The 23,250-nt window shown below is 61.0% G+C and carries 19 protein-coding genes; 13 read left to right on the forward strand and 6 right to left on the reverse strand.

What is annotated here, in order from left to right:
- Positions 1-93 precede the first annotated feature (93 nt).
- Both AC1DTQ_RS16070 and AC1DTQ_RS16075 read right to left on the reverse strand, forming a co-directional pair.
- Positions 94-1,359, reverse strand: coding sequence for a sensor histidine kinase (locus tag AC1DTQ_RS16070; protein WP_477850867.1), 1,266 nt, complete (start codon positions 1,357-1,359; stop codon positions 94-96).
- Positions 1,349-2,047: a response regulator transcription factor gene (locus AC1DTQ_RS16075; protein WP_477850868.1), complete on the reverse strand. Its 699-nt coding sequence runs from the start codon at positions 2,045-2,047 to the stop codon at positions 1,349-1,351. Before AC1DTQ_RS16075 ends, AC1DTQ_RS16070 begins: the two co-directional genes overlap by 11 nt.
- Positions 2,048-2,338: 291 nt before the next feature.
- Between AC1DTQ_RS16075 and AC1DTQ_RS16080 the strand changes: the two genes are divergently transcribed.
- Together AC1DTQ_RS16080 and AC1DTQ_RS16085 are read left to right on the forward strand one after the other, a co-directional pair.
- On the forward strand, positions 2,339-3,058 hold the full coding sequence (locus AC1DTQ_RS16080) for a glycosyltransferase family 2 protein (protein ID WP_477850869.1): 720 nt from the start codon (positions 2,339-2,341) through the stop codon (positions 3,056-3,058).
- A 16-nt stretch (positions 3,059-3,074) separates the two neighbouring features.
- Positions 3,075-3,401 carry a lipid-A-disaccharide synthase N-terminal domain-containing protein gene (locus AC1DTQ_RS16085; RefSeq protein ID WP_477850871.1) on the forward strand — a complete coding sequence of 109 codons (327 nt, stop codon included), beginning with the start codon at positions 3,075-3,077 and terminating at the stop codon, positions 3,399-3,401.
- Between the two features lie 21 nt (positions 3,402-3,422).
- Here the strand turns inward: AC1DTQ_RS16085 and AC1DTQ_RS16090 are convergent, their stop codons facing one another.
- Positions 3,423-4,139, reverse strand: coding sequence for a response regulator transcription factor (locus AC1DTQ_RS16090; RefSeq protein WP_477850872.1), 717 nt, complete (start codon positions 4,137-4,139; stop codon positions 3,423-3,425).
- 142 nt (positions 4,140-4,281) lie between these two features.
- On the opposite strand from AC1DTQ_RS16090, the gene AC1DTQ_RS16095 reads away from it, so the two are divergent.
- The 3 genes from AC1DTQ_RS16095 (at position 4,282) to AC1DTQ_RS16105 (ending at position 8,576) form a co-directional block, all read left to right on the forward strand.
- Positions 4,282-6,003 carry an ArnT family glycosyltransferase gene (locus tag AC1DTQ_RS16095; RefSeq protein ID WP_477850873.1) on the forward strand — a complete coding sequence of 574 codons (1,722 nt, stop codon included), beginning with the start codon at positions 4,282-4,284 and terminating at the stop codon, positions 6,001-6,003.
- A gap of 108 nt (positions 6,004-6,111) precedes the next feature.
- On the forward strand, positions 6,112-6,909 hold the full coding sequence (locus tag AC1DTQ_RS16100; RefSeq protein WP_477850874.1) for a phosphatase PAP2 family protein: 798 nt from the start codon (positions 6,112-6,114) through the stop codon (positions 6,907-6,909).
- Between the two features lie 5 nt (positions 6,910-6,914).
- Positions 6,915-8,576 carry a phosphoethanolamine transferase gene (locus AC1DTQ_RS16105; RefSeq protein WP_477851073.1) on the forward strand — a complete coding sequence of 554 codons (1,662 nt, stop codon included), beginning with the start codon at positions 6,915-6,917 and terminating at the stop codon, positions 8,574-8,576.
- Positions 8,577-8,617: 41 nt separating this feature from the next.
- Here the strand turns inward: AC1DTQ_RS16105 and AC1DTQ_RS16110 are convergent, their stop codons facing one another.
- Positions 8,618-8,896, reverse strand: a complete 279-nt coding sequence (locus AC1DTQ_RS16110) for a hypothetical protein (protein ID WP_477850875.1) — start codon at positions 8,894-8,896, stop codon at positions 8,618-8,620.
- Positions 8,897-9,808: 912 nt separating this feature from the next.
- Positions 9,809-10,699, reverse strand: a complete 891-nt coding sequence (locus AC1DTQ_RS16115; protein ID WP_477850877.1) for a LysR family transcriptional regulator ArgP — start codon at positions 10,697-10,699, stop codon at positions 9,809-9,811.
- A 109-nt stretch (positions 10,700-10,808) separates the two neighbouring features.
- Between AC1DTQ_RS16115 and AC1DTQ_RS16120 the strand changes: the two genes are divergently transcribed.
- From AC1DTQ_RS16120 to AC1DTQ_RS16140, 5 genes are all read left to right on the forward strand, one after another.
- Complete coding sequence (locus AC1DTQ_RS16120) at positions 10,809-11,423, forward strand: LysE/ArgO family amino acid transporter (protein WP_477850878.1); 615 nt, start codon at positions 10,809-10,811, stop codon at positions 11,421-11,423.
- Between the two features lie 26 nt (positions 11,424-11,449).
- Positions 11,450-12,085: an FMN-binding negative transcriptional regulator gene (locus AC1DTQ_RS16125; protein WP_477850880.1), complete on the forward strand. Its 636-nt coding sequence runs from the start codon at positions 11,450-11,452 to the stop codon at positions 12,083-12,085.
- Positions 12,086-12,090: 5 nt separating this feature from the next.
- Positions 12,091-13,197, forward strand: a complete 1,107-nt coding sequence (locus tag AC1DTQ_RS16130) for a trans-sulfuration enzyme family protein (RefSeq protein ID WP_477850881.1) — start codon at positions 12,091-12,093, stop codon at positions 13,195-13,197.
- 572 nt (positions 13,198-13,769) lie between these two features.
- Entirely contained in the window at positions 13,770-16,064 is a 2,295-nt protein-coding gene (locus AC1DTQ_RS16135; RefSeq protein ID WP_477850883.1) for a TonB-dependent receptor, read from the forward strand.
- A gap of 168 nt (positions 16,065-16,232) precedes the next feature.
- The gene (locus AC1DTQ_RS16140; RefSeq protein WP_477850884.1) at positions 16,233-18,329 is read left to right on the forward strand and encodes an amidohydrolase family protein; all 2,097 of its coding nucleotides are present in this window, start codon (positions 16,233-16,235) and stop codon (positions 18,327-18,329) included.
- A gap of 41 nt (positions 18,330-18,370) precedes the next feature.
- Here the strand turns inward: AC1DTQ_RS16140 and AC1DTQ_RS16145 are convergent, their stop codons facing one another.
- Entirely contained in the window at positions 18,371-18,847 is a 477-nt protein-coding gene (locus tag AC1DTQ_RS16145; protein WP_477850885.1) for an Lrp/AsnC family transcriptional regulator, read from the reverse strand.
- A 187-nt stretch (positions 18,848-19,034) separates the two neighbouring features.
- Between AC1DTQ_RS16145 and AC1DTQ_RS16150 the strand changes: the two genes are divergently transcribed.
- The 3 genes from AC1DTQ_RS16150 to AC1DTQ_RS16160 all read left to right on the forward strand — a co-directional run bounded on the left by AC1DTQ_RS16150 (position 19,035) and on the right by AC1DTQ_RS16160 (position 23,225).
- Positions 19,035-20,222: a pyridoxal phosphate-dependent aminotransferase gene (locus AC1DTQ_RS16150; protein WP_477850886.1), complete on the forward strand. Its 1,188-nt coding sequence runs from the start codon at positions 19,035-19,037 to the stop codon at positions 20,220-20,222.
- A gap of 62 nt (positions 20,223-20,284) precedes the next feature.
- Positions 20,285-21,667, forward strand: coding sequence for an MFS transporter (locus tag AC1DTQ_RS16155; protein WP_477850887.1), 1,383 nt, complete (start codon positions 20,285-20,287; stop codon positions 21,665-21,667).
- 82 nt (positions 21,668-21,749) lie between these two features.
- Positions 21,750-23,225, forward strand: a complete 1,476-nt coding sequence (locus tag AC1DTQ_RS16160) for a S10 family peptidase (RefSeq protein ID WP_477850888.1) — start codon at positions 21,750-21,752, stop codon at positions 23,223-23,225.
- Positions 23,226-23,250 lie beyond the last annotated feature (25 nt).

The raw sequence follows: 23,250 nt of genomic DNA on the forward strand, positions 1-23,250 counted from the left end.
CTCTTGACTTGTGAATAACTCCAAGAGCTCGCGGCGAGACGCCGCTCCCACCACCACTCCGCTCTCACGTTGCTGCTCTTATGTTTCGCATCTCTAGCGCAGGCGCAGGGTAGTGCGGGTACCGCGGCCGGGCACCGACGAGAAGGCCAGATTCCAACCCAGGTGTTCGCACAGGCGCGAGATCAGCTCCAGGCCGATGCCGCCGCCGTCCCGCCCGCCGCCGCGCGCCATGCGCGCATAGATTTCGCTGATCTCCTCGGGCGACATGCCGTGGCCCGGATCCTCGATCACCACCGTCGCATCCGCTTGCAGGCTGATGCGGATCTCGCCGCGATCGCTGTTTTCGATGGCGTTGCGCAACAGGTTGCCGATAGCGGCCTGCACGATGGTCAGGGGCGCCACGATCTCGCAAGCGGGCACGGCCTGCTGCACCAGTACCAGGTCTTTGTCGCGGGTCAGATGCTGATGGTCCTCGACGATTTCCGGCAACAGCTGATCCAGCGCAACCCGGTCGCTGGAATCGGCAAGCCGCGCGGGATCCTTGGCGAGAGTCAGCAGCAGCGAAATCAACTGTTCCACGTTGCGCGCGGTGCGGTGGATGCGGGCCACCTGGTTGCGTGCGGCCGCGGGCACATCGGCCTGTTCAAGCACCAGCTCGGAAGCGCCGGCGATCACCGCGATAGGGGTACGCAGTTCATGGCTGGAGCTGGCGATGAAAGCATGTTCGCGCTCCACGAAACTCTGGTTGCGGCGCAGGTAGTCGTTGAACGCATCGGCGATGACTACCAGTTCGGTGCTGGCGTTGGCATCCAGGCTCACTTCCTGGTTCGGTTGCGCCGGTTTCAGCGCTTCCACCTGTTTGGCCAGCGCCGCCAGCGGTTGGATCACCAGTCCCAGGCGCCACATCACCACCAGTCCCAGGATGAGGATGACGATGACGGTCCCGGCGGCCACGGCCGCGCTGATGGTTCCCTCCACGCCCTCGAACTCGGTCAGGTTGAGCGCCATCGCCAAGGGTTTTCCGTCGATCTGCTCGATCAGCACCACGCTGTTCACCCCGTCAAGGGTCATGTCGTCGTGCAAACCCGCCTCAAGGGACGACAGATTGGCCGGCAACTGCGGAGCGCCGGGCACTCCGAACAGGCGCAATGTGTCGGTGTCGTGCCAGCGATAAGCGGGATTAGCCTGGATGCGTTGCCCGTAGTAATCCAGCTCCGCCCGCAGCAGCGATTCCCAGGCCAGGTGTTCCACCCGCTCATGGATGAAATAACCGCCCATCAACACCGCGGCCGACAGCAATACGGCGTAGACGACCAGCCAGCGCAGGATGCGTTGCTTCAGCGGCGTCCTAGCTTCCATGATTCGTTTCCTGGGCGAGGGCTGCCAGTCGATATCCCACACGCGGCAGGGTGTGGATGAGCTTGACCGGGAACGGGCCATCCACGCTGCGCCTCAATTCGTAGATATGCGAACGCAGCATGTCTCCGTCGGGCGGTTCGTCGCCCCACAGGGCGTGTTCCAGGCGTTCACGGCTGACGGCGGCAGGGCTGGCATGCATCAATGTTTCCAGCAATTTGCGGCAGGCCGGATACAGGTGAAGGGCTTGCCCACCACGCGTCACCTCCAAAGTAGCCAGATCCAGGCGCAGATCCTGGACTTCGAGCACCCGACTGCGACCGCGACCGGCCACGCGCGCGATCAACGCCTCCACACGGACTTCCAGTTCGGGCAGGGCGAAGGGCTTGGTCAGGTAATCGTCGGCGCCGGCGCGGAAGCCGGCGATCTTGTCGGGAAGTTCGTCGCGCGCGGTCAGCATGATGACCGGTACCCCGGAATTCTCGTTCTCACGCAGCCGCCGCAACACTTCACGGCCGTCCATTCGGGGCAGCATCCAATCCAGGATGACCACGTCGTAGGCGCCCTTGCTGGCCAGATGCAGCCCGGTTATGCCGTCCGGGGCCGCATCCAGCGTGTGGCCGCGGGCTTCGAAATATTCGAACAGGTTGGCGACCAGGCTGCGGTTGTCTTCGATCACCAGCAGTCGCATGGAAGAATCCTGAAAGCAGGTCGCGGCGCGCGATGAGGGATTGATGCTCCCAGTATCGGGACCTTTCTGTCAAAGCACCCGTAACGGTCGGTATCGTAGCCTTGGCAGTGGAAGTGAACGGTTAACGCCGGGCTAACGGAGTTCTGACGAATTTCCGACAGCCCTTTTTCCAGGCTTGGCCGACTGTGGAGTCGGAGGGCGGCTAGCGTATGGCATGCCCGCAGCGCGCTGGTTTTCCGACGCGCCTTCCAACCTCGTTTGCCAGGCCCTATGACCGAGACGCATTTTGTCGTGACTCCCGAACTTTCCGTGGTCGTGCCCGTGTTCAACGAGCGCGACAATATCGCTCCCCTGGTTCGCGAGATCGTCGCAGCGCTGCGCTCGCGGCTGCCTTTCGAGATCGTCTATGTGGATGACCATTCCACCGACGACAGCGTGCAGCAGCTAAAGTCGTTGCAGGAACAAGTGCCTGAGTTGCGGGTAATCCGCCATCTGGTGCAGAGCGGGCAGAGCACGGCCATTCGCACTGGGGTGAAGGCGGCGCGCTCGCGCTGGATAGCGACCCTGGATGGCGATGGGCAGAATGACCCTGCCGACATTCCCAAACTGCTGGAGGCGCGCACCTCGGCCACGGCTGAGGTACGTCTGTTCGCCGGCTGGCGGGTAAATCGACAGGACAGCGCCAGCAAGCGTTGGGCCTCGCGATGGGCCAACGCCATTCGTTCCCGCCTGCTCCGCGACGACACGCCCGATACCGGCTGTGGCATCAAACTGTTCGAACGGGAAGCTTTCCTTGAGCTACCTTATTTCGATCACATGCATCGTTACCTGCCCGCACTGATGCAGCGCGCCGGTTGGCGCACTGTCAGCATCCCGGTTCATCACCGCGGCCGTACGGCTGGCGTTTCAAAGTACAACAACCTCCATCGCGCTTGGGTGGGCATCAGCGATCTGCGTGGCGTAGCCTGGTTGATCAAGCGCAGCAGGAATCCGCGCGCAGAGGAACTGTGAGCAGAACATGCATTCGATGAACCAGGAAATCCTGTGGCTGAGCTGGACCGGCCTGCACATGACTCCGTGGAAGGTGATCGGCATGGTCGGCGCGCTGATGTTCGGCGCGCGCTGGCTGGTGCAGTTCATCGCCTCGCGCCGCGCCCGCAAGCCGGTGATCCCGCGATTGTTCTGGTACATGAGCATCGTCGGCAGCCTGATGACCTTGAGCTACTTCCTGTTTTCCTCCAAGCAGGATTCGGTAGGGGTCATCCAGAACCTGTTCCCGGCATTCACCGCGATTTACAGCCTGTATCTGGATATCCGCCACCGCGGCTGGAAGCGGGACCGGGCAACGCATTAGCCGGTCCCCTGTAAAGGGGGTCTATTCGACTTGGTGCCGGGCATCCGGATGGGAGTCATCGTTGGTTCCGAGCGCCGCGAGTCGATAACCGATCTTCGGCAGGGTATGGATCAGCTTCACCGCATACGGACCATCGACACTGCGTCGCAACTCGTACATGTGCGAGCGCAACAGATGGCCATCCGGCGGGCGATCCGGCCAAAGCGCCTGCTCCAGTCGCTCACGGGGAACGGCAGCAGGGCTGGCCCGCATTAGCGTCTCGAGCAGCCTACGGCAGGCGGGGTACAGATGCAGCCGTTGTCCGTCGCGGTGCGCTTCCAGCGCGTGCAGGTCCAGGCGTAGGCCGTGCACTTCGAGCACTCGGTCGCGTTCACGGTCGCTGCACCGCCCCAGCAGCGCTTCGAGTCGGACCTCCAGTTCAGGCAGGGCGAAGGGTTTAGTCAGGTAGTCGTCTGCACCGGCACGGAAGCCAGCGATCTTGTCCGCCAGTTCGTGACGTGCGGTCAGTAAGACTACCGGCTGAGCGGGGCGCTCGTTGCGCAGTCGGCGCAATACCTCGCGACCGTCCATGCCCGGCAGCATCCAGTCCAGAATCACCACGTCATAGGATTGGCGGGTGGCCAGATGCAGGCCGGTGACGCCGTCCGGGGCCGCATCCAAGGTGTGGCCGCGCGCCTCGAAGTAATCGAACAGGTTGGCGACCAAGCTCGCATTATCCTCCACCACCAGCAGTCGCACGACTCAGCCCTCCGGGTCGCTGGGAAGCAGCGCACGAGATGTTTTCACCGCCCCGGTCGGAAAAACGTCAGAGCCTGTTCTTACATATTTCCTACATTGCAAAATCCACTATTGCCACGGTTTCCGCGAGCGCCGCGCACCCATGACCCGCCTGTCACCAATGTCCTTGCCCTCGTCCCGTTTAGCGCTGCTGCTCGTGCTTATCGCGATCAGTCTGCTAGCCGGACTGGGTATGCGGGACCCCTCGCCTCCGGATGAACCGCGTTTCGTCCTGGCGGCACGCGACATGGTCGCGTCGGGGCAGTGGCTGTTTCCGCATCGCGGAAGCGAGTTCTACGCCGAAAAACCGCCTGTGTTCATGTGGATGCAGGCAGCGGCGTACGAAGCGATCGGCAATTGGAGGATCGCTTTCCTGCTGCCTTCGTTGCTCGCCGCACTGCTGACCTTGTGGCTGACCTACGACCTGGCCGCGCGATTGTGGAACCGCAGGGCAGGGCAGTATGCGGCGCTGGCATTGTTCGTCTGCCTGCAGTTCGGTCTGCAAGCCAAGCGCGGCCAGATCGACATGGTCCTGGTGGCGATGACCACCTTGTCGCTTTACGGGCTGTTGCGCCATTTGCTGCATGGACCGCACTGGCCGCTGGCATGGCTGGGCTTCTTCGCCGCGGGGCTGGGCACAGTGACCAAAGGGGTGGGTTTCCTGCCCGTGCTGGTGTTGTTGCCTTGGGCTGCGCTGCTATGGCGGGACCGCAAAGCGCCGCGCACTACGCTGCCCGCGCGCGATGGATGGCGTTGGCTATTGGGCGCGCTGTGCTTCATCGCAGGTACGGGTGTTTGGGTAGTGCCGATGCTGTGGGCGGTTTACAACAGCTCCGATCCCTCATTCCAGGCCTATGCCAACGAGATCCTGTTCAAGCAGACCGGCAAGCGCTATGCGGGGGCCTGGCACCACGTGCAGCCGTTCTGGTACTTCGCGCAGGTCATCGTGACCTTGTGGCTGCCGGGCGCGTTGTTGTTGCCCTGGCTGGTACCCGCTTGGTGGCGTCGGCTGCGCCGCGGCGATCGGCGTTTCTGGCTGCTGCTGGGGTGGAGCGCATTGGTCCTGCTGTTCTTCAGCGCCAGTCCCGGCAAGCGCGAGGTTTACATTTTCCCCATGTTGCCGGCCTTGTGCGTGGCGGCTGCGCCACTGCTGCAGGCGTTGATGCGGCGCGTCGCCGTGCAGCGGACGCTGCTGAGCTACCTGTTGGTCTTGTCGTTGGCAATGTGCGCTATGGCCCTGACCGGGTTGCTGGGTGCGAGCGAATGGGCTCACCGACTGGCCGCCCAACGCGACATCGATACGGCAACGTTGCGCACCTTCCTGTTCTGGCTGCTCGCCTTCGGCGTGGCCTCGATGGCGGTGATCCTCTGGGCCGGGCGCCGGCGCGTGGGTACGGCGGTAGTAGTGGTCACCGCCTTGTTGTGGATGACCTATGGCTTCGGTCTGGCGCCTACGCTGGATGCCGACAGTTCCGCCCGCAAGCTGATGCAGCGGGTGAGCCAGCGCATCGGTCCGCGAGCGCAACTGGGCATGGTGGCTTGGCGCGAACAGAACGCGTTGCAGAGCGACCGGCCTACCGTCGATTTCGGCTTCAAGCACTCATGGCAGGACCAGTGGGCCGGGGCCGGGCCCTGGTTGCTGGAAGATCCGTCACGACGCTGGGTGTTCGTGCTGGACAAGGCCCTGAGCCCCTGCGTGAACCGCACGCGCGCGATCGATATCGGCCAATCCAATCGCAATCGCTGGTTGCTGGTGCCGGGTAGCGCGTGGAAACCGGGGTGCACGACGCCCGCGTTCAAGGAGGAGGACGGCGAAGCTCCTTGAATCCCAGCTAACCGATCCAGGCTCTTAACGGCCAGCGAACTCCGCTCCGACCGCTCTCCGACAGAGCAACTCCAATCATTCGCGCCAACTGATCCCATGCGCGCGCGGATGCAATCTTCTACTCCTCTACCCACCCCACGATCATGGTGGGCGATCGGACCCCGCGCGCTGGGAGGCAATCCGGTACGCGAATGGCCGAATATCGGCTCGCGGTTCTATTTTCAGCACTTGTGGATGCCGTTGGCGATCTTCGCCGGCTTGTCGTTGCTGCTGATGGGTCTGCATGGAGATCTCTGGCTCGCGGATCATTTGTACGCGATGGAAGGCCACGCCTGGAATCTGCAGACCGGGTACCTCACCCAGGATCTGCTGCACGCCTCAGGCCGCCAGGCCAGCAAGGACATGTGGTTCACCTTGGCGCTGATGACCGGAATATCGCTGCTGGTGCGGCAAGCAACGCAATGGCGGCTGCCGCTGACCTACCTGCTGCTTGCTACGGCGCTCTCTACGGCTGCCGTCAGTCTGTTGAAGCGCTCGACCAACGTGGACTGCCCTTGGGATTTGCTGCGCTACGGAGGCGGCAACGCCTACTACGGGTTGTTCATGCATCGGCCGTCGATACTGGGTCATGCGAAGTGCTTTCCCGCCGGCCATGCCAGCGCCGGCTATGCATGGATCGCGCTGTATTTCTTCTTCCTGAGCACGAATCCGCGTTGGCGCTGGTGGGGGCTTAGCTTCGCATTGGGCCTGGGCGCCATGTTTGGAGTCGCGCAACAGCTTCGCGGCGCGCACTTTCTTTCCCACGATCTCTGGGCGCTGATGATCTGCTGGCTCATCGCGCTGTCGCTTTATCTGTTGATGTTGGGACATCGCCAAAACGGTCAGTGGGCGGAGACCGCGCCGTGAGCGCCATCGCCGCGAGCCACGAAGCGCTCAGTCGGAAAGACGATCGGCCTATCGTCTGGTGGAAACTTCGTCCGATCATCGGAAGCGAAGTGCTGATTCTGCTTTGCAGTCTGTTTTTTTCCATGTTCAGCAACGGCGCGTTCTGGCATAGCGCGCTTGCCCATCCGCTGGAGCAGTGGCGGTTGGCGGTGTCGTTGTTCCTGGTGATAACCGCGCTACATGCGCTGCTGCTGGGGCTGGTGGTCAATCACTGGACGGCCAAGCCGCTGCTGACCGTACTTTTTTTGGTCACCGCGCTAGCGGCCCATTACATGAGCGCGTACGGCGTGTACCTGGACGCCGACATGTTGCGCAACGTGCTGCATACCGACAGCAAGGAATCCAGTGAGTTGCTGTCTCCGCAACTGCTCATTCCCATCGCGCTGACCTTGATTCCGGTGATAGCGCTGTGGCGTGTACGTCTGCCCAAGCGTAGCTGGCCGCGCGCGCTGGCCATCCGTTCCGTCTTCCTGGCGGCGATGGCGACCATAGCCGCCGCCGGCGTCTTGCTTTCATTTCAGGACATCTCTTCGCTGGTGCGGAATCATCGCGAGGTGCGGTATCTGGTGACACCGGCCAATTACGTGGTGGCGTTGTCCAATGTGGCGCTGGCGTCGCCTCCCGGGCCCAAACAAGCGCTCCTGCCCATCGGAACCGATGCCAGGGAGACGCCACGCATCAGTGGCGGCAAACCAAGGCTGCTGGTGCTGGTGGTCGGAGAAACCGCACGCGCACAGAACTGGGGGTTGAACGGCTACGCACGCCAGACCACCCCCGAACTGGCCAAGGTCGACGGACTCATCAATTTTTCCCAGGTGAGTTCCTGCGGGACCAGTACCGAAGTGTCGCTGCCTTGCATGTTTTCTCCCTATGGCCGCCGCAATTACGACGAAAAGGAAATCCGCAGCCACCAGTCCTTGCTGCACGTATTGGATCATGCGGGCGTGGCTACCTTGTGGCGCGACAACCAGTCCGGCTGCAAGGGGGTGTGCGACGGGCTGACGATCCAGCATCTTGCGGACGCCAAAGATCCCGATCTGTGCAACGGCAAGCGGTGCCTGGATGAGATTCTGCTCAAGGACCTGCGCGCGCAGCTTTCGCCTTCCAAAGGCGACCAGGTAGTAGTGCTGCACCAGTTGGGCAATCATGGCCCCAGCTATTTCGAGCGTTACCCCTCACGCTTCAAGCGCTTTACGCCCACCTGTGAAAACTCCGAGCTGGGCGAGTGCGAGCCCCAGGGAATCGTAAACGCCTACGACAACGCGTTGCTGTACACGGATCATTTCCTCGCCCAGACCATAGGCCTACTCAGATCACAGGCCGACTACGACACGGCTTTGATCTACGTTTCCGATCATGGCGAATCGCTGGGCGAGAAGGGCTTGTTCCTGCATGGCGTGCCTTACTCCATCGCACCGGCGGAACAGACCCGGGTGCCGATGGCGATGTGGTTCTCGCCAGGGTTCGTGCAGGCCGCCAAGCTGGACACTGCATGCCTGCGGCACGAGGCGGTGGAACCGGCCAGCCACGACAACCTGTTTCCCTCCATCCTGGGACTAATGCAAGTAAGCACCCGCGAGTATCAACCCGCTTACGATCTGTTCGCGAAGTGCCGTAGCAGGCAATAGAAAAGCGCGGCGCCGAAAAACGACGATAGTGATTTCCCGCTCTAGCGTCTCCACCAGCGAACGACCGCTTCTCCCGACAGGCACATCAACATGGAGAGGAACGCGCAGGCCGCCGCAATGGCCAATAACGCAGCCAACGCAAGAAACGGGGCAGGATGCAGACTCTTGCTGCCGTCCGTCGCCAGGGCGGTGAGACCGCATAGAGCTGCGACGATGGTCGATCCAGCGAATATCCGGAAAAGTCGCGGGTAGGCGGTGATCTGCCTATCGCCTTCAGTTCGCCCGCCGCGTTCTGCAACCGCCATGTTTGAACTCTTCATCAACGTTGGCTCGAAAGAGTCGAGTAAGGGTGCCTAGCGATCCGTCGGAACACGGTCGGAACGACGTTCGTTCCTGGTTAATCCGCATGCTTCGTTTTGCTTCTAGCCGGTGTCTCGGTCGTTAAAACCGCACCGATGCCGGTGACCGGTTCTATTCCGATGCTTGACGGTTTTGATCTCAGCTGAGGTCGTCGCACGCGATGAACAGCGCGTCGCCCAAGCATCTACGCCCGCAAACGGACTGCTCCGGGTCAACTTGGGAAGCTTGGCGCCCTTGCCACGGGCGTCGACGCGACCAGCGCTGCGCTGGGCGGAGCAGGACAGGGTCGCCCCCACGCTTCGCGCGGGACGACGATCTGCAGGACACGCAGCCAACCTGGAGCGCTGCCCGTGACGGAATGGCATCTGGCGCAAGTCTGGGGGCGGAAAAGCCGTTGGACCCCTGTCCGCACCAGACTCGACCGGCAACAAAAAACCCCGCAATTACGCGGGGTTAGATGATTCAATACCGGATTCAAGAAGTTGCTTGATGTGGTGGCTATGGGTGGACTCGAAAAACAGACCTAAACCCTGATACTGCAAAGAATTATTAAATTTAAATTTTTGCAGTTACCGTCAAAGTTACCGTCAACACGCAGAGATACTCAGATCCTTGTGCGTTCTGAAATGGCACGGTGTCGACAACCCGACAACTATGCCTGTCATTTAGCGCTTGTTTAGCTTATTTCCGAATCGGCTCCGAGCTGTGAGCTAGGCCTAAAGGATCAGGCTTCTTTCAGTTGAGAATTCAACCGGCCGAACGATATCGACAAACTGTTGCGTCGATCAATTGAATCGGCGGCCGATAGCAGACATCGATATCTCGGATATCCACGTAGTAGCCAGTGGCAGCTTCCGACCCATAGCAGACGCCTAGCGCCTCAATGCTTTGCCCGCCGCTTCGTACAAACCGCGGCCTACATTTTCGAGCGTCTCAGAACCGACAGCCGCGTATTGCCAGTAGAGGGGCACGTCCAGCCAGCGCCCAGCCTCCAACGCGACTACTTGCTTTGACGCAACTGCCGAGCTAATGAGCGTTTCCGGTGCAAGGCACCAGCCGAGGCCAAGAGCAGCAGCTTCAACAAAACCGATAGACGTGGGTAAGTAATGCACCGGTGGAGCGATGCGTGCCTTGGAGACTCGTCGAATGAATCTCCATTGCAGATCATCCTTTCGGTCGAAGACGATGAGGGGCGCAGCAGCCAGTGCTTGGGCAGTCAGGCCATCGCTGAAATGCTTGTCAGCGAAGGCTGGCGATGCAATGGCGTGATAACGCATCTTCCCCAAGGCATCCACATTGCAGCCTTGGATCGGTTTGGACTGGCCCGTAACGGCGCCGAGCACTGTGCCGTTGCGAAGCATTTTCTGAGTGTGGTCCTGGTCGTCCACCCGCACATCGAACAGGTAGCCGTGAGCGTGATGGAGCCGCGCCAGCCCCTCAAGGAACCAAGTCTGGAGCGAGTCTGCGTTGATGGCGATCGGGATTGCCCGAGCAGCGGCGTCATTGGCCGGCAGGAAGTCAGCCATCGCCTCGGCCTCCAGAACCTGCATCGGACGGACGCGTCTCAACAAGCGTTCCCCTGCGGGCGTCGGTCGGCACGGTAACTGACGCACCACGAGGGCCTGTCCCAGGCGGTCCTCCAATGCCTTGATGCGCTGGGAGATGGCCGACGAGGTCACCGAAAGGCGCTGGGCGGCTCCTTCGAAACTGCCTTCTTCCAGTACAGCCGCGAAGGCGGCGAGCTGGGGATGCAGGAGGTCCATAGACGAGGCCTAGGAGGATTAGGAATACTAATGATGATAAAGAATTATTAGATTGTCTGTAGTGGACGTGTTTGGCAACCTTGCCTTCCAGAAGCTAGGAGCCAGTCCCATGTACATCGCCGCAGCACTCGCCGGCTTCGCTGCAAGCGCAGGCCTGATCATCGCCATCGGTTCCCAGAATGCCTTCGTGTTACGACAGGGGCTTCTGCAGCGGAATGTCGGCTTGGTCGTGGTGACCTGTGCCCTCGGCGACATCGCGCTGATCCTCTGCGGTGTCTTGGGTGTCGGTGCGCTGGTCCGGGAGTGGCCGGCGCTTCTGCAGGTTCTGCGATTCGGCGGGGCGATGTTCCTGGCCGTCTATGGTTTGATGGCCGCCCGGCGCGCATGGACCGGGTCTGGCGGCCTGACGCCTGAAGAGGGCAGTGCCAGCTCGCGCCGCATCCTCTTGGCATGCCTCGCCTTTACCTTTCTCAATCCCCACGTCTATCTGGACACGATGATTCTGCTGGGCGGGTTGTCGACCCGCTACGCGGGCCTGGCCCAGTGGGCATTTGCCGCTGGCGCGTGTGTGGCGAGTGTCGCGTGGTTCTCGACATTGGGTTACGGCTCACGACTTCTGCTGCCGGTGTTCAAGAGCTTGCGGGCATGGCGAATCCTCGACGGCTTTGTCGCCGTGTTCATGCTCTCCCTTTCCCTGCTGCTCCTCCTGCGTCCGATCGACTGACCGCCTGCCTTCAACCGGAGCTTCGTATGTACCTGCCGGAACTGTTTGCTGAATCCCGTACTGAGGAGTTGCATCGCATCATTCGAGAGCACCCGTTGGGCATGCTCGTCACCCACACAGCTGCAGGCTTAGAAGCCAATCATCTGCCATTCGTCATGGACACCAGTCGTGGCGCGTCTGGGGCCCTGCTCGGGCACGTGGCCCGGGCGAATCCGATTTGGCAAGAAGTCCGGAACGGCGATCCGGTGCTCGTCGTCTTTCGTGGTGTTCAAGGCTATATCTCGCCCAACTGGTACCCAAGCAAGCAAGAGACGCATCGGCACGTGCCGACGTGGAACTACGAGGTCATCCATGCCCATGGACGTATCAACGTCATGGATGGCGAAGAGTTCGTGCGAGGCATGGTTGCGAAGCTGACCCGCCAGAGTGAGGAGAGCGAACCGAGGCCTTGGAAGATGGGCGAAGCGCCCGCGGACTACCTAACCCAAGAACTCAGCCAGATCGTGGGCATTGAAATCGAGCTCCGCCGCATTGAAGGCAAGCGCAAGCTCAGCCAGAACCGGAACTTCCGCGACTTCGAGGGTACCGTCAGCACGCTGGAAGAACGTGGCAACGCGGCACTGGCAGCCGCCATGAGACGTACCCGGACGCCGTCGGAGTAAAGCCAATGAGCGACTACATCAAATGGCACCAGGATTCGTGGCTGGTGAGCGCCGGTCGTCCAACCGAGCCAGGCTCACCACTCAACGTGCCTCTGGTTCCGGCATCCAATTTCATCATTGGACAAGGACGCGAGTACTCCCGAGACGACGGAACCCCCACGTGGGAGGCGCTGGAGCACATCGTGGGAAGTTTGGAAACCGGCAAGGCTGTCGTGTTCAGCTCGGGCATGGCGGCCATTGCCGCAGTGTTCGACCTGCTGGACGTCGGCGCCCAGGTCGTACTGCCGGACGACTGCTACCAAGGCGTTGCAGGCTTGGCGACGGCCGGTGCCGCGCGTGGCCGCTGGTCCGTCACACGCCTGGCGATGGACGATACCGCCGCATGGGTAGAAGCCTGTCGATCAGCGGATCTCGTTTGGTTGGAGTCGCCGTCGAACCCGCTGCTTGCCGTGGCCGACCTCGAGACGATCTGCGCGGCACCCAGGAAACGAGGCGCAATTGTGGCGGTCGACAACACGTTCGCGACTCCACTCAATCAGCAGCCCTTGGCCTTTGGCGCAACGGTCTCCATCCAGTCCGCGACGAAGTTCATCGGCGGACATTCCGATCTGTTGGCCGGCGTCGCCACGACTCGCGAGGAGGCGCTCTGGCACCAGCTTAAGAAGACCCGGGAGCTCACCGGAGCAACACTAGGCACGCTCGAAGCATTTCTCGCCGTGCGAGGTGCCCGAACACTCGCCGTTCGACTCGAGCGAGCGCAGGCGTCGGCTGCCGTCCTTGCCGAACGGCTTACGTCCCATCCGCGAGTGAACTGCGTCCGCTACCCAGGGTTGGCCAGCCATCCCACGCATATGACCGCGAAGCGGGTGCTCAAGGGTTTCGGCACCATCATCTCTTTTGATGTTGCAGGCGGTGCCGCGGCGGCGGACATCGTTTGTCGCAAGACCGAACTCATCCACCACGCGACGAGCCTTGGCGCGGTGGAATCCACAATGGAGCGTCGGGCAGCTATCCCGGGGCAGGAACATCTTCCGCCGTCCTTGCTCAGGCTCAGTGTGGGTATCGAAAACGTTGATGATCTCTGGATGGATCTGAGTTCGGCCCTCGGCTGAGCACACGAGAGATGTCCGCCTCCGACCCGAAGCGGACATCCACTTTCAATCGCAAACCCGCGCTCGGCCATGGGGCCGACGGTGTCGCCTAACGAGGGGCGTTCGGAAGCCGCGCCAATTGTGCCGCCAGTAGGAAAATTCCGGCCGAGCTTCGAATGCGGCCCTGAACCACCGCGACGATATCGGGGGCGAGTTGGTCGCTGGGCTAAATCTATGGCGGCTCGGCACGGCGGAATCAGAGAAACTGGCTTCGTACGGCATCCCTTGCCCAACTCACCGCCTTTCCTTAAATTATTGGTTTGTATAATTTGTGCATGAAATAACGGAAATGACAGAAAAATGTGAGCATTAGGAGGATGAATAGGCAAAAAAAGAACATAAATGATTCGCTTGTAACGATAAAGTCATCTTGTCCCCAGGGTTGAGTTGGGTGACCCGAAGTAGGGCCATGAGGTGCTCATCAGATTCTCGATTGATTGAGCTGCTCACGGTCGATACGGCGGTGCGATTAGGACTCTTCCCAATACCACCCATGCGGGCGTAAAGCCGCAGCACCGGCCGGGGGCCAGCCAATGAAGAACAAGCAAGCGATCGACAAGTCTGCAGCGTGTTGCAAGCCCAGCCGCTTGGCCCACAGCATCTGGTCGGCAATGGCCGGGGGAATGTTGGGCACGGTACTCCTGCCGGTTTCGGTTATGGCCCAGACGGTAGAACCGGCGGAAACCGCCGTGGATAATGCGGAGATAAAACAACTCGATGAAGTGGTGGTCACTGCACAGAAACGTTCCGAGCCGCTCCATGAGGTGCCACTTTCGATTTCGGTGATCGACGCCAGCAAAATGGCCGATCAGGGCCAAGTGCAATTGGCCGACTATTTCGCCAAGGTGCCGGGCTTGACCCTCAACGCGCGTGGTGCGGGCCGCACCCAGTTGATCCTGCGCGGCATCTCGACCGGTACGGGCGGTAATCCCACGGTCGGCGTGACCATCGACGACACGCCGTTCGGTGCTTCCAGTTCGCTCGGTGGCGGCGACTTCATGGTGCCCGACTTGGATCCGGCCGATCTGCAGCACATCGAAGTGCTACGCGGACCGCAAGGCACGCTGTATGGCGCCAGCAGCATGGGCGGCCTGATCAAGTACGTCACCGTGGCGCCGGACACCGACAGTTTCAGCGGCCATGTACAGGCCGACGTGTCCAGCACCGAACACGGCGGCACCGGCTACGGCGTACGCGCGTCGGCCAACCTGCCGGTCATCGACGACAAGTTCGCGCTGCGGGTCAGTGCGTTCAAGCGCGAGGATGCGGGCTACATCGACGATCCGTTGCAGGGCAAGCGCGACGTCAACGACGGCGAAGTAAAGGGTGGCCGCGTTGCCGGACTATGGAATATCAGCGACAAGGTCACCTTGCGGTTCTCGGCGTTGTCCCAGGATTCCAGTTCCGGCGCCACGCCGAATGAAGACGTGACCTTCGACTACACCACGCTGGATGGCGATTACACCCATCAACGCTTGCCGAGCACCGATGGCTTCGAGGGCAAGCTGCGCTTCTACGATGCCACATTGAACGCGGACCTGGGCTGGGCCACGTTCGACTCGATCACCGCCTACAACGAAAGCCGCCATGACGGCCCACAGGACGTGACCGGCACGTTCGGCGCCCTCACCGCGATTTTCGTCGGCGTCCCCAATCAGGGTGTGGTGATCGACAACGCGCTGAAGACCGACAAGTTCTCCCAGGAATTCCGTCTGGCCTCGCCGAACGACGATCGCGCGCTGCAGTGGTTGTTCGGCGCGTTCTATACCAAGGAAAAGAGCGAAGGCTTCCAGCGTCTGCGTGTGGTCGATCCGGTGACCGGTGTGGATTCGGGCTTCGCCTATCTCTATGAAGGAACCACCCCGAGCGAATTCAAGGAAAAGGCGCTGTTCGCCAATTTCACCTACAAGTTCAGTGATCGCTTCGATGTGCAACTGGGCGGACGCTACAGCGAAAACGACGAAAGCTATGCCTCCTACATAGACGGACCGCTCAATGGAGGGTCGTCGTCGGAGAACGGCAGGTCCGGCGAGGATGTCTTTACCTACTCCTTCAGCCCGCGCTTCAAGGTGTCGGAGAGCCTGATGACCTACGCGCGGGTCGCATCCGGCTACCGCGCCGGTGGGCAGAACAATCCGCTGGGCCTGTCGACCACGCCTATCCCCGATTCCTACGATTCGGACAGCCTGGTCAGTTACGAGGTCGGAGTGAAGGGCCAGTTCTTCGACAATCGATTGAGCGCCGACGCCTCGTTGTTTTACATCGACTGGACCGATATCCAGTTGCGCCAGGTGGATCAGAGCACCGGCGAATCGTTCTACGCCAACGGCGGCGCCGCCAAAAGCCAGGGTTTCGAGGCGAGCATCGCCTGGATGCCTCTCGACCTGCTGACCATCACCGGCAACGTGGCCTATACCGATGCGGTGCTGACCGAGGATACGCCCGAAGGCACCGCAGGCTTCCGCGGCGACCGGCTGCCTTATTCGGCCAGGAAGACGGCAAGTCTGTCGGTGGTCAAGGACTTCGCCATCAGCGGCACCCTGGATGGTTTCGTCGGTGGCGGCGTGACCTACGTGGGCGATCGTCTGGCGCCGTTCAACAACACCGCCACCACACCGCGCTTTCTGATGCCCAGCTATACCGCACTCGATGTGCGGGCAGGCATCCAGGCGACGAACTGGACCTTGACCTTGTACGTCAAGAACGCGAGCGACGAGAAAGGCTACCTGAGCGCCACGCCCCGCAATTCCACCACCGGCCTCAGTGCGTACGGCGTTGGCGTGATGCAGCCGCGCACCACCGGCGTATCGCTCTCGGTGGATTTCTAGGCGACGCTGGTTTAGCCAATGTCGCCATGGCGGTGCCGGGGTCTTGGCTTCGGCACCGCACCGGCAGACAGAACTCCGGAGGACCGTGGGCGCTACCGCCCACGATTTCTCCGCCAAACACCTCTCGCTCTTGCGCGCCATCGCAACGCCAGTCCACCCGGAGTATCCATGCACGCCTCCCATGACCGACCGCAACGCGGAGCTCAATATCCGACCAGAACGCGTTCGTGGCGTGGCCATGGGTTGGCCTGGGTTGCGCTGGTGTGGGTGCTGCCCGTATATGCGGCGGCATCACCCGCATCGGCGGATCGCCTTTCCATTGTGGCCAACGGCGAAGTCGTCGGCAGTGTGCAGGGCACGCTAGAAGGCGATACGTTCGTCGTGGACTATCGTGTGGACGATAACGGCCGTGGGCCGAAGCTGCGCGAAACCATCAAGCTGGATGCCGCTGGCATTCCGGTGTCGTGGATGGTGCAGGGCACCTCACTGATGGGCGGTGCCGTTGCCGAGAGCTACCGATGGAGCGATGGACGTGCGAGCTGGAAAAGCCAGGCCGACAGTGGCCAGTGGTCCGGTGCAGCGCCCAGAGTCTATATCGTCAACGACAACAGTCCCTGGGACACCGGAATCTACGCGCGTGCCCTGCTGGCGGCGCCAGACCGCCAACTCGATGTGTTGCCGACGGGAAGACTCAGGCTGGAAGAGTTGCGACAGCTCAGCATGGGCAAAGGCACTTCGAAGATCAGGGTGACCGCTTATCGACTGAGTGGGCACGAACTAGCTCCGACCTATCTGTTGCTGGATGAGCAGCAACGCCTGTTCGCGGAGATTTCCGAGGAATCCACTGCAATCCGTACTGGCTACGAGCAGGACACGGACGCGTTGGGCAAGCTGGTCGGCGAGCTGGATATGGCACGCGTAACCGGCTTGCAGAAGAAGCTGGCCCATCGCCACGACGGACCGGTACGGATCACCAACGTGCGGGTTTTCGATCCACGCAGTGGCGCCTTGGGCAAGCTGGTATCGGTGCGGGTAGAGGGCAACAGAATCGCTGCCATCGAACCGTGGCATGCAGGCGACAGCAAGGCTTCGCCCGGAGAAACGGTCTATGACGGCGAGGGCGGTGCGCTGGTGCCCGGTCTGCACGACATGCATTCGCACACCACGCTCGATTCGGGGCTGTGGTATCTGGCTGCCGGCGTCACTGCTACCCGGGACATGGGCAACAAGAACGATTTCCTGCTCGATCTTATCCCCCGTATCGATTCTGGCGAGATCGCTGGACCTCGCATTGTCCGCAATGGATTTCTGGAGGGCCGCAGCGCCTATTCCGCCCGCACGGGGTTCATTCCCGCCACCTTGCCCGAAGCGCTGCGCGACGTGCGCTGGTACTCCGAACACGGCTACTGGCAGATCAAGATCTACAACTCGATGAATCCCGAATGGGTGAAGCCGATAGCGGCCGAAGCGCACCGCCTGGGAATGGGAGTGACGGGGCACATACCGGCCTTCGCGACGCCAGACGGAATGATCGATGCCGGCTATGACGAGATCGCGCACCTCAACCAGCTAATGCTGGGCTGGCTGCTAAAGCCTGGCGAGGATACCCGCACGCCACTGCGCCTGACCGGCATGGCCCGTGCCGCGAATCTCGATCTGAATTCGCCGGAAGTGCAGAAAACCGTGGCATCTATGAAGCGGCACAGCACGGTGCTGGACCCGACTGCGGTGATCCTGGAGCGGCTCATGCTGAGTCGTGCCGGGGAAGTCGCCGAAGCCGACCGGTACTTCTTCGACCATATGCCGATCGGCTATCAGCGCTATCGCAAGCGTACCTATGTGCCGGAACTGACCCCGGAAAAGGACAAGGAGTACCGGCAGGCCTTCGCCAAGATGCTGCAAACGCTGAAGCTTCTGCACGACAACGGAATCCGCCTGATGCCAGGTACCGACGACGTCACCGGCTTCACCGTGCATCGAGAGTTGGAGTTGTACACGCGGGCCGGACTTGCGCCGGCCGAAGCACTGCGCCTGGGCACGCTGGGGCCGGAGCAATATCTGAAGCGCGAACATGACCTGGGTACGGTGGAAACAGGCAAGTTGGCCGATTTCTTCCTGATCGCCGGTGATCCCACCCGCGATATCGCCGCGATCAAGGCGCCGCGGCTAGTGATGAAGGACGGCGTGATCTACTTCCCGTCGGAAATCTATGCGGCGTTGGGCGTGAAGCCCTTCGCCACTCCGCCGAATCGGGTGTCCCCTTGAATCCGCCCGCAGCCAGCCCCCCTTGCGAACGGCCACGAAGGTCACTTCGTGCTGCATGGCGGATACACCGGCAGCGCCGAAGTGTTCTTCACATCCTCGATCACGATGACCGACTTGAGCGTCGATACCACATCGACAGCGGCCAATTTCCCCAGCAGTTCTCGGAAGTGGTTGAGGTCGCGGGTATAGGTCTTCAGCAGAAAATCGCCATCGCCGGTGACCATCGTGCACTCGAGGATTTCGGGGCAGTCGCGGATCAACGTGCGGAACTCGGTGGCGGTCTGCGAGTTGTGTTTGAGAACCACCGTGACGTAGGCCTTCAGTGCCAGGCCCAGAGCAAGGGGATCCAGAATCGCGGCGAAATTGCGGATCAGGCCGCTGTCGCGGAGTTGCTTGACCCGCCGCGAGCACTGCGAGTGCGAGAGGTAGACGCGCTCGGACAGCTCGGCCATGGTCATGTCGCCCTCGATCTGCAGCGCTTCCAGGATGCGGACATCGAAAGAATCAAGCGGGGTCATGTCAGGTACTCGAGAGTGACTGAAATCAATGAAATAGGTGTGTCAAAAATATACATGGTTTATCCAGATAAAGCGTATTACGTGCGCGAGAACGAAGTAAATCGCATAAGAATTAACATTTCTTCCGCGAATTGCCGGACAAATCCCTTGATGGAGCCGCCATCGGAATTCCACGGAAAGCGTACCCATGCGGTCCGAGTCGATCCGCATGTCCAGTAATGCCAAGGAGGCCGTAACCGCGATGACCATCGACACCTATACCGGCTGGTGCCGCGATATCGTTGAAGCATCTGCTGGAAACCCGACGGCGAACCTGCTGTTCGACAATTCCATCGAAGAGCCGACTTCTTTGCTGCACGCGCAGATCAGCCGCAGTTTCGCCACAGGCATGGGCGCCCGGTACCGCAGTACGTTTGCCCACGGCAATCCGTTTGTGGTGGATGCGCTAGCCGCGCGCTACGGTGTGCCGCGCGAGTCGATCACCTGTACGACCGGCTGCAGCAGCGGTATGTCCTTGATCTTCGACGCCTATCTGGACCCAGGCAGCCATGCCATCATCGAGCGGCCCTACTTCGAGTTCATCCCAGCATTGGCCCTCAATCGCGGTGCGGAGGTCAGCTACATCGAACGCAGCGGCCCCGATTACGCCATCGATCCCGATCAGCTGGAGGCATTGATCCGTCCGCAAACCCGTCTGGTCGTGTTGACCAACCTGCACAACCCAAGCGGGGCCTTACTGGACGACACGCGTCTGCGTGCGCTGGCTAAGGTCGCGGAGCGAGCGGGAATCTCCATTGTGGTCGATGAGGTCTACGGGGATTTCCTGACAGAAGGCCTGCGCAGCGGCCCGGCGGCCAAGCTGTCGCCTGCCTTCATCAGCGTCAACAGCCTGACCAAAGTCTACGGACTGTTCGCTTTGAAATGCGGCTGGATCATTGCGTCCGAAGCCGCGCGCGCGCGAATCAATGCGGTCTACGACCGTTTCGAATTCGGTCTTTCCAAGGTGACCCATGCCCTGGCGGCGTCGGTGCTCGAAGATATGCGACCCTACGAACAGCATTGGCGGTCGCTGCTGGAAGACGCGCGGCCGGTAATGCAAGCCAAGATCGTGGAAATGGAGGGCGAAGGGCTGCTCAGCGGCGCTCTGCCCGAGCATGGCTGCATGTACTTTCCCCGATTGCACATGGCCGACGACGATATCGCGATCGCGGGCTGGTTATGGAAACGCCATAGTCTGGCGGTCGCGCCGGGCAGTTTCTTCGGTGCACCCGGCCATCTGCGCATTGGTTTCGGACGCAAGGCAGACAATGTGGCCGATGGCATGCAACGTCTGCAAAAGGGCTTGCGCGAGTATCGTGAATCGCATCAAGGATGAATGAACCACCCTCCAGCGTGGCGCGTTTGCGCACGCGACCCACCGGGAAATTCTGAAAGCCCATGACCGCCAACACTTTTCAGCCACCGCCGCGCCTAGGGTATGGAATCAAGCTGGGATGGGCATTCGGTCAGTGGGCCATCGCCAGTCACATGGCGATCATCAGCATCTATCTGCTGTTCTTCCTGACCGAAGCGCACCACGTGCCAGCCGCGTTGGCCGGTTTCGTTCTGCTGGTACCCCGCATCTGGAACGTGGTCACCGATCCATTGATGGGCGCCATTTCCGATCGAACGCGTTCGCGCTGGGGACGGCGCCGGCCCTATCTGTTGTTTGGCGGCTTGGTGTGGGGAATCGCTTTCATCGGCATGTTCGGCATGCCTCAGTTCGCCGAGCCGCATACCGCGGCATTGGTTTTCTGCATTGCGTTCCTGCTCGTGAATACCGGCGTCAGCCTGTATCACGTTCCATATTCGGCCATGGCGCCGGAGATGACCCAGAATTATCAGGAACGCCTGTCGCTGGTCGGCTACAAGGAAGTCGCGGCGCGGCTGGCGGTGTTGCTGGCCATTGCGGTGTCGCCGGTGCTGATTGCCGCTGCGCCGGACCCGCTCACCGGCTACCGCTATGTAGGTTATGCGTTCGGTGGGTTGATTATCGTCAGTGGAGTGGTCGCGTTCCTATCCACGACTAATGCACCCGTCGTCGATTTCAAACCGCAGAAGATGAGTTTCCGCGAGCAACTCAGGACGCTCAGGCAGAACCGGCCGTTAGCTTTTCTCAGTGGCGCTTATTTGTTGGCCAATATCGCCGATGCCGCATTCGCCGGCATGTTGATCTATTTCATCACGGTCGTTGCCAAACAGAGCCCAGCGATCATGGGTGTGCTGTATCCGCTGGGCGCGATCACCAGCGTGCTGGCGACGCCGGCATGGGCCTGGCTGGCGAAACGCTTCGGCAAACGCGAAGCCTGCCTTGCCGCCTACGCGGGACTCGGCTTGTGCTGGATGACGCTGATCGTACTGCCGGCAGAACACTACTGGTTGTTGTATCCGTTCATGGTGGTGTTCGGCTTCTTCAATGCGGGGGAGCAGTTGCTGCCCAATGCGATGGTGCCCGACACCGTCGAGTACGACGAGCTCAACAGCGGCTTGCGCCGTGAAGGCACCATCTATGGCGCCTGGGTGTTCGTACAGCAAACCGGCATGGCGCTGGGAAGCTTTGCGGTAGGCGTGATGCTCTCGCTCATCGGATTCAAAGGCGTTGAACTGGCCGATGCGGAAGTAGCCAATGGCGTGCGCTACAGCCTGGCGTTGCTGCCTGCGGTATTCGTGACGATCGGATTTCTGCTGGTGCGCAAGTACCCGTTGAACGCGACCGAGTTCGGGCGAATCCAGACAGTTCTGGCGACGCGCCGCTCGGAATCAGCGAAAACAGAAGGCTGATATAGAACAAGGTTCGTATAGCGGAAGGGCATTGTCCCTTAGGCTCCCGTAATTTTGAAAAGGCAAAGGGAACAACCGACCCATGAGAATACTTACCTGCATCTTCTCGCTCGTGCTCGCCATGCCGGTATGGGCAGGATCGACTTCGTCGGACATTCAGAATGCCGTTTCTGCGCCTCATTCCGTTACCGAACATCGCGGTATCTTCAACGGTAAGCGCGTGAGCTATACCGCGAATGTCGAATCGTACCGGGTCAGCGATGGCGGCAATGGCCCGGCTGCAGACCTGGTGGCCATCAGCTACTTGGCCAAGGGAGTGAAGGAGCGGAGCAGGCCAGTGCTCTTTGTCTTCAACGGCGGGCCTATCTCACCGTCGATCTACCTGCATATGGCCGCATTCGGCCCGCGCCGCGTCGCTTTTCCCGACGATCTGTCCGCTGATCCAGCCACCTTCCAGCTGGTAGACAACCGCTATACGGTTTTGGATGTGGCCGATATCGTGTTCTTCGACCCTGCGGGCACCGGCTACAGCCGCGTCGCTGCGGAAGTGAAGCCCGACGCCTACTTTTCCATCGATGCGGATGCGCGTCAGCTGGTGCAGCTCATTCAGGCGTGGAGCGATCGCCATGGCCGCAGGGCATCGCCCAAGTATCTGTTCGGCGAAAGCTACGGCACGTTGCGTGCGGCGACAGCCGCACAGCAGCTGTCTCAATCGCAACCCGCGTTGCGGCTGGACGGCGTATTCCTCATGGGACAGGCTCTGAACATCATCGAGATGGCGCAACGCCCGGGCAATGTCACCAGTTACGTCGTGTCCCTGCCCACGCTGTCCGCACTGGGGTGGTATCACGGCAAAGTGAGCCGTAAAGGCCGCACCTTCGACCAGCTGATGGCGCAATCCCGCAGTTTTGCGCAGGACGAGTATCTTCCAGCGCTGTTCAAGGGCAGCGATTTTCCAACGCAGGAGCGCGCGCGGATAGCGGCGAGCCTGGAAGATCTGACCGGTCTTCCGGCCAGCGTCTTCGAGGCACGCAACCTGCGCGTCAGCAAGGACACGTATCGAGTCGAGCTACTCAGAGACCGCAACCTTGTACTGGGTGCCTATGACGGACGTTATGTCGCTACGCCGAAGAAGAAGGACGAGGTGCCGGACGGTTCACTGACGCCGTTGCCGGCCATCTTCGACGGCTTCCACCGCTATGTTCGCGATGAGCTTCATGTACAAACGCCATTGGAGTACCGCATCGATTCACCCGTCACCAGCGGCCTGGAAGGTTGGGATTGGGGAAAGAGCAAAAGTCCGTTCGGCGACTGGCCGTATATGGAAGCGATACGCCAAGTGATGGAACGGGATCCGAAGTTTCGCGTAATGATGGCCGCCGGATACCACGATACCGCGACCACGATTGGCGCGTCGGAGTACGCGATGGCCCAGTCGGCGTGGCCGCGCGATCGCGTAACCATGCGCTACTACCAAGGAGGACATATGGCCTACACGATCGAAGCAAGTCTCAAACAGATGATGGACGACGTGCGCACGTTCGTTGCAGCACCATGAACGGCTCATCCACAAAGCGATTTTT

This window comes from Pseudoxanthomonas sp. P4_B2 (assembly GCF_056402315.1).

What these genes read in the sequence shown, in the direction of transcription:
- AC1DTQ_RS16070 (WP_477850867.1), bottom strand. Translation starts at nt 1,359, where the DNA reads ATGGAAGCTAGGACGCCGCTGAAGCAACGCATCCTGCGCTGGCTGGTC.
- AC1DTQ_RS16075 (WP_477850868.1), bottom strand. Translation starts at nt 2,047, where the DNA reads ATGCGACTGCTGGTGATCGAAGACAACCGCAGCCTGGTCGCCAACCTG.
- AC1DTQ_RS16085 (WP_477850871.1), top strand. Translation starts at nt 3,075, where the DNA reads ATGAACCAGGAAATCCTGTGGCTGAGCTGGACCGGCCTGCACATGACT.
- AC1DTQ_RS16095 (WP_477850873.1), top strand. Translation starts at nt 4,282, where the DNA reads ATGACCCGCCTGTCACCAATGTCCTTGCCCTCGTCCCGTTTAGCGCTG.
- AC1DTQ_RS16100 (WP_477850874.1), top strand. Translation starts at nt 6,112, where the DNA reads ATGCAATCTTCTACTCCTCTACCCACCCCACGATCATGGTGGGCGATC.
- AC1DTQ_RS16110 (WP_477850875.1), bottom strand. Translation starts at nt 8,896, where the DNA reads ATGAAGAGTTCAAACATGGCGGTTGCAGAACGCGGCGGGCGAACTGAA.
- AC1DTQ_RS16115 (WP_477850877.1), bottom strand. Translation starts at nt 10,699, where the DNA reads ATGGACCTCCTGCATCCCCAGCTCGCCGCCTTCGCGGCTGTACTGGAA.
- AC1DTQ_RS16120 (WP_477850878.1), top strand. Translation starts at nt 10,809, where the DNA reads ATGTACATCGCCGCAGCACTCGCCGGCTTCGCTGCAAGCGCAGGCCTG.
- AC1DTQ_RS16125 (WP_477850880.1), top strand. Translation starts at nt 11,450, where the DNA reads ATGTACCTGCCGGAACTGTTTGCTGAATCCCGTACTGAGGAGTTGCAT.
- AC1DTQ_RS16130 (WP_477850881.1), top strand. Translation starts at nt 12,091, where the DNA reads ATGAGCGACTACATCAAATGGCACCAGGATTCGTGGCTGGTGAGCGCC.
- AC1DTQ_RS16135 (WP_477850883.1), top strand. Translation starts at nt 13,770, where the DNA reads ATGAAGAACAAGCAAGCGATCGACAAGTCTGCAGCGTGTTGCAAGCCC.
- AC1DTQ_RS16140 (WP_477850884.1), top strand. Translation starts at nt 16,233, where the DNA reads ATGCACGCCTCCCATGACCGACCGCAACGCGGAGCTCAATATCCGACC.
- AC1DTQ_RS16145 (WP_477850885.1), bottom strand. Translation starts at nt 18,847, where the DNA reads ATGACCCCGCTTGATTCTTTCGATGTCCGCATCCTGGAAGCGCTGCAG.
- AC1DTQ_RS16150 (WP_477850886.1), top strand. Translation starts at nt 19,035, where the DNA reads ATGCGGTCCGAGTCGATCCGCATGTCCAGTAATGCCAAGGAGGCCGTA.
- AC1DTQ_RS16155 (WP_477850887.1), top strand. Translation starts at nt 20,285, where the DNA reads ATGACCGCCAACACTTTTCAGCCACCGCCGCGCCTAGGGTATGGAATC.
- AC1DTQ_RS16160 (WP_477850888.1), top strand. Translation starts at nt 21,750, where the DNA reads ATGAGAATACTTACCTGCATCTTCTCGCTCGTGCTCGCCATGCCGGTA.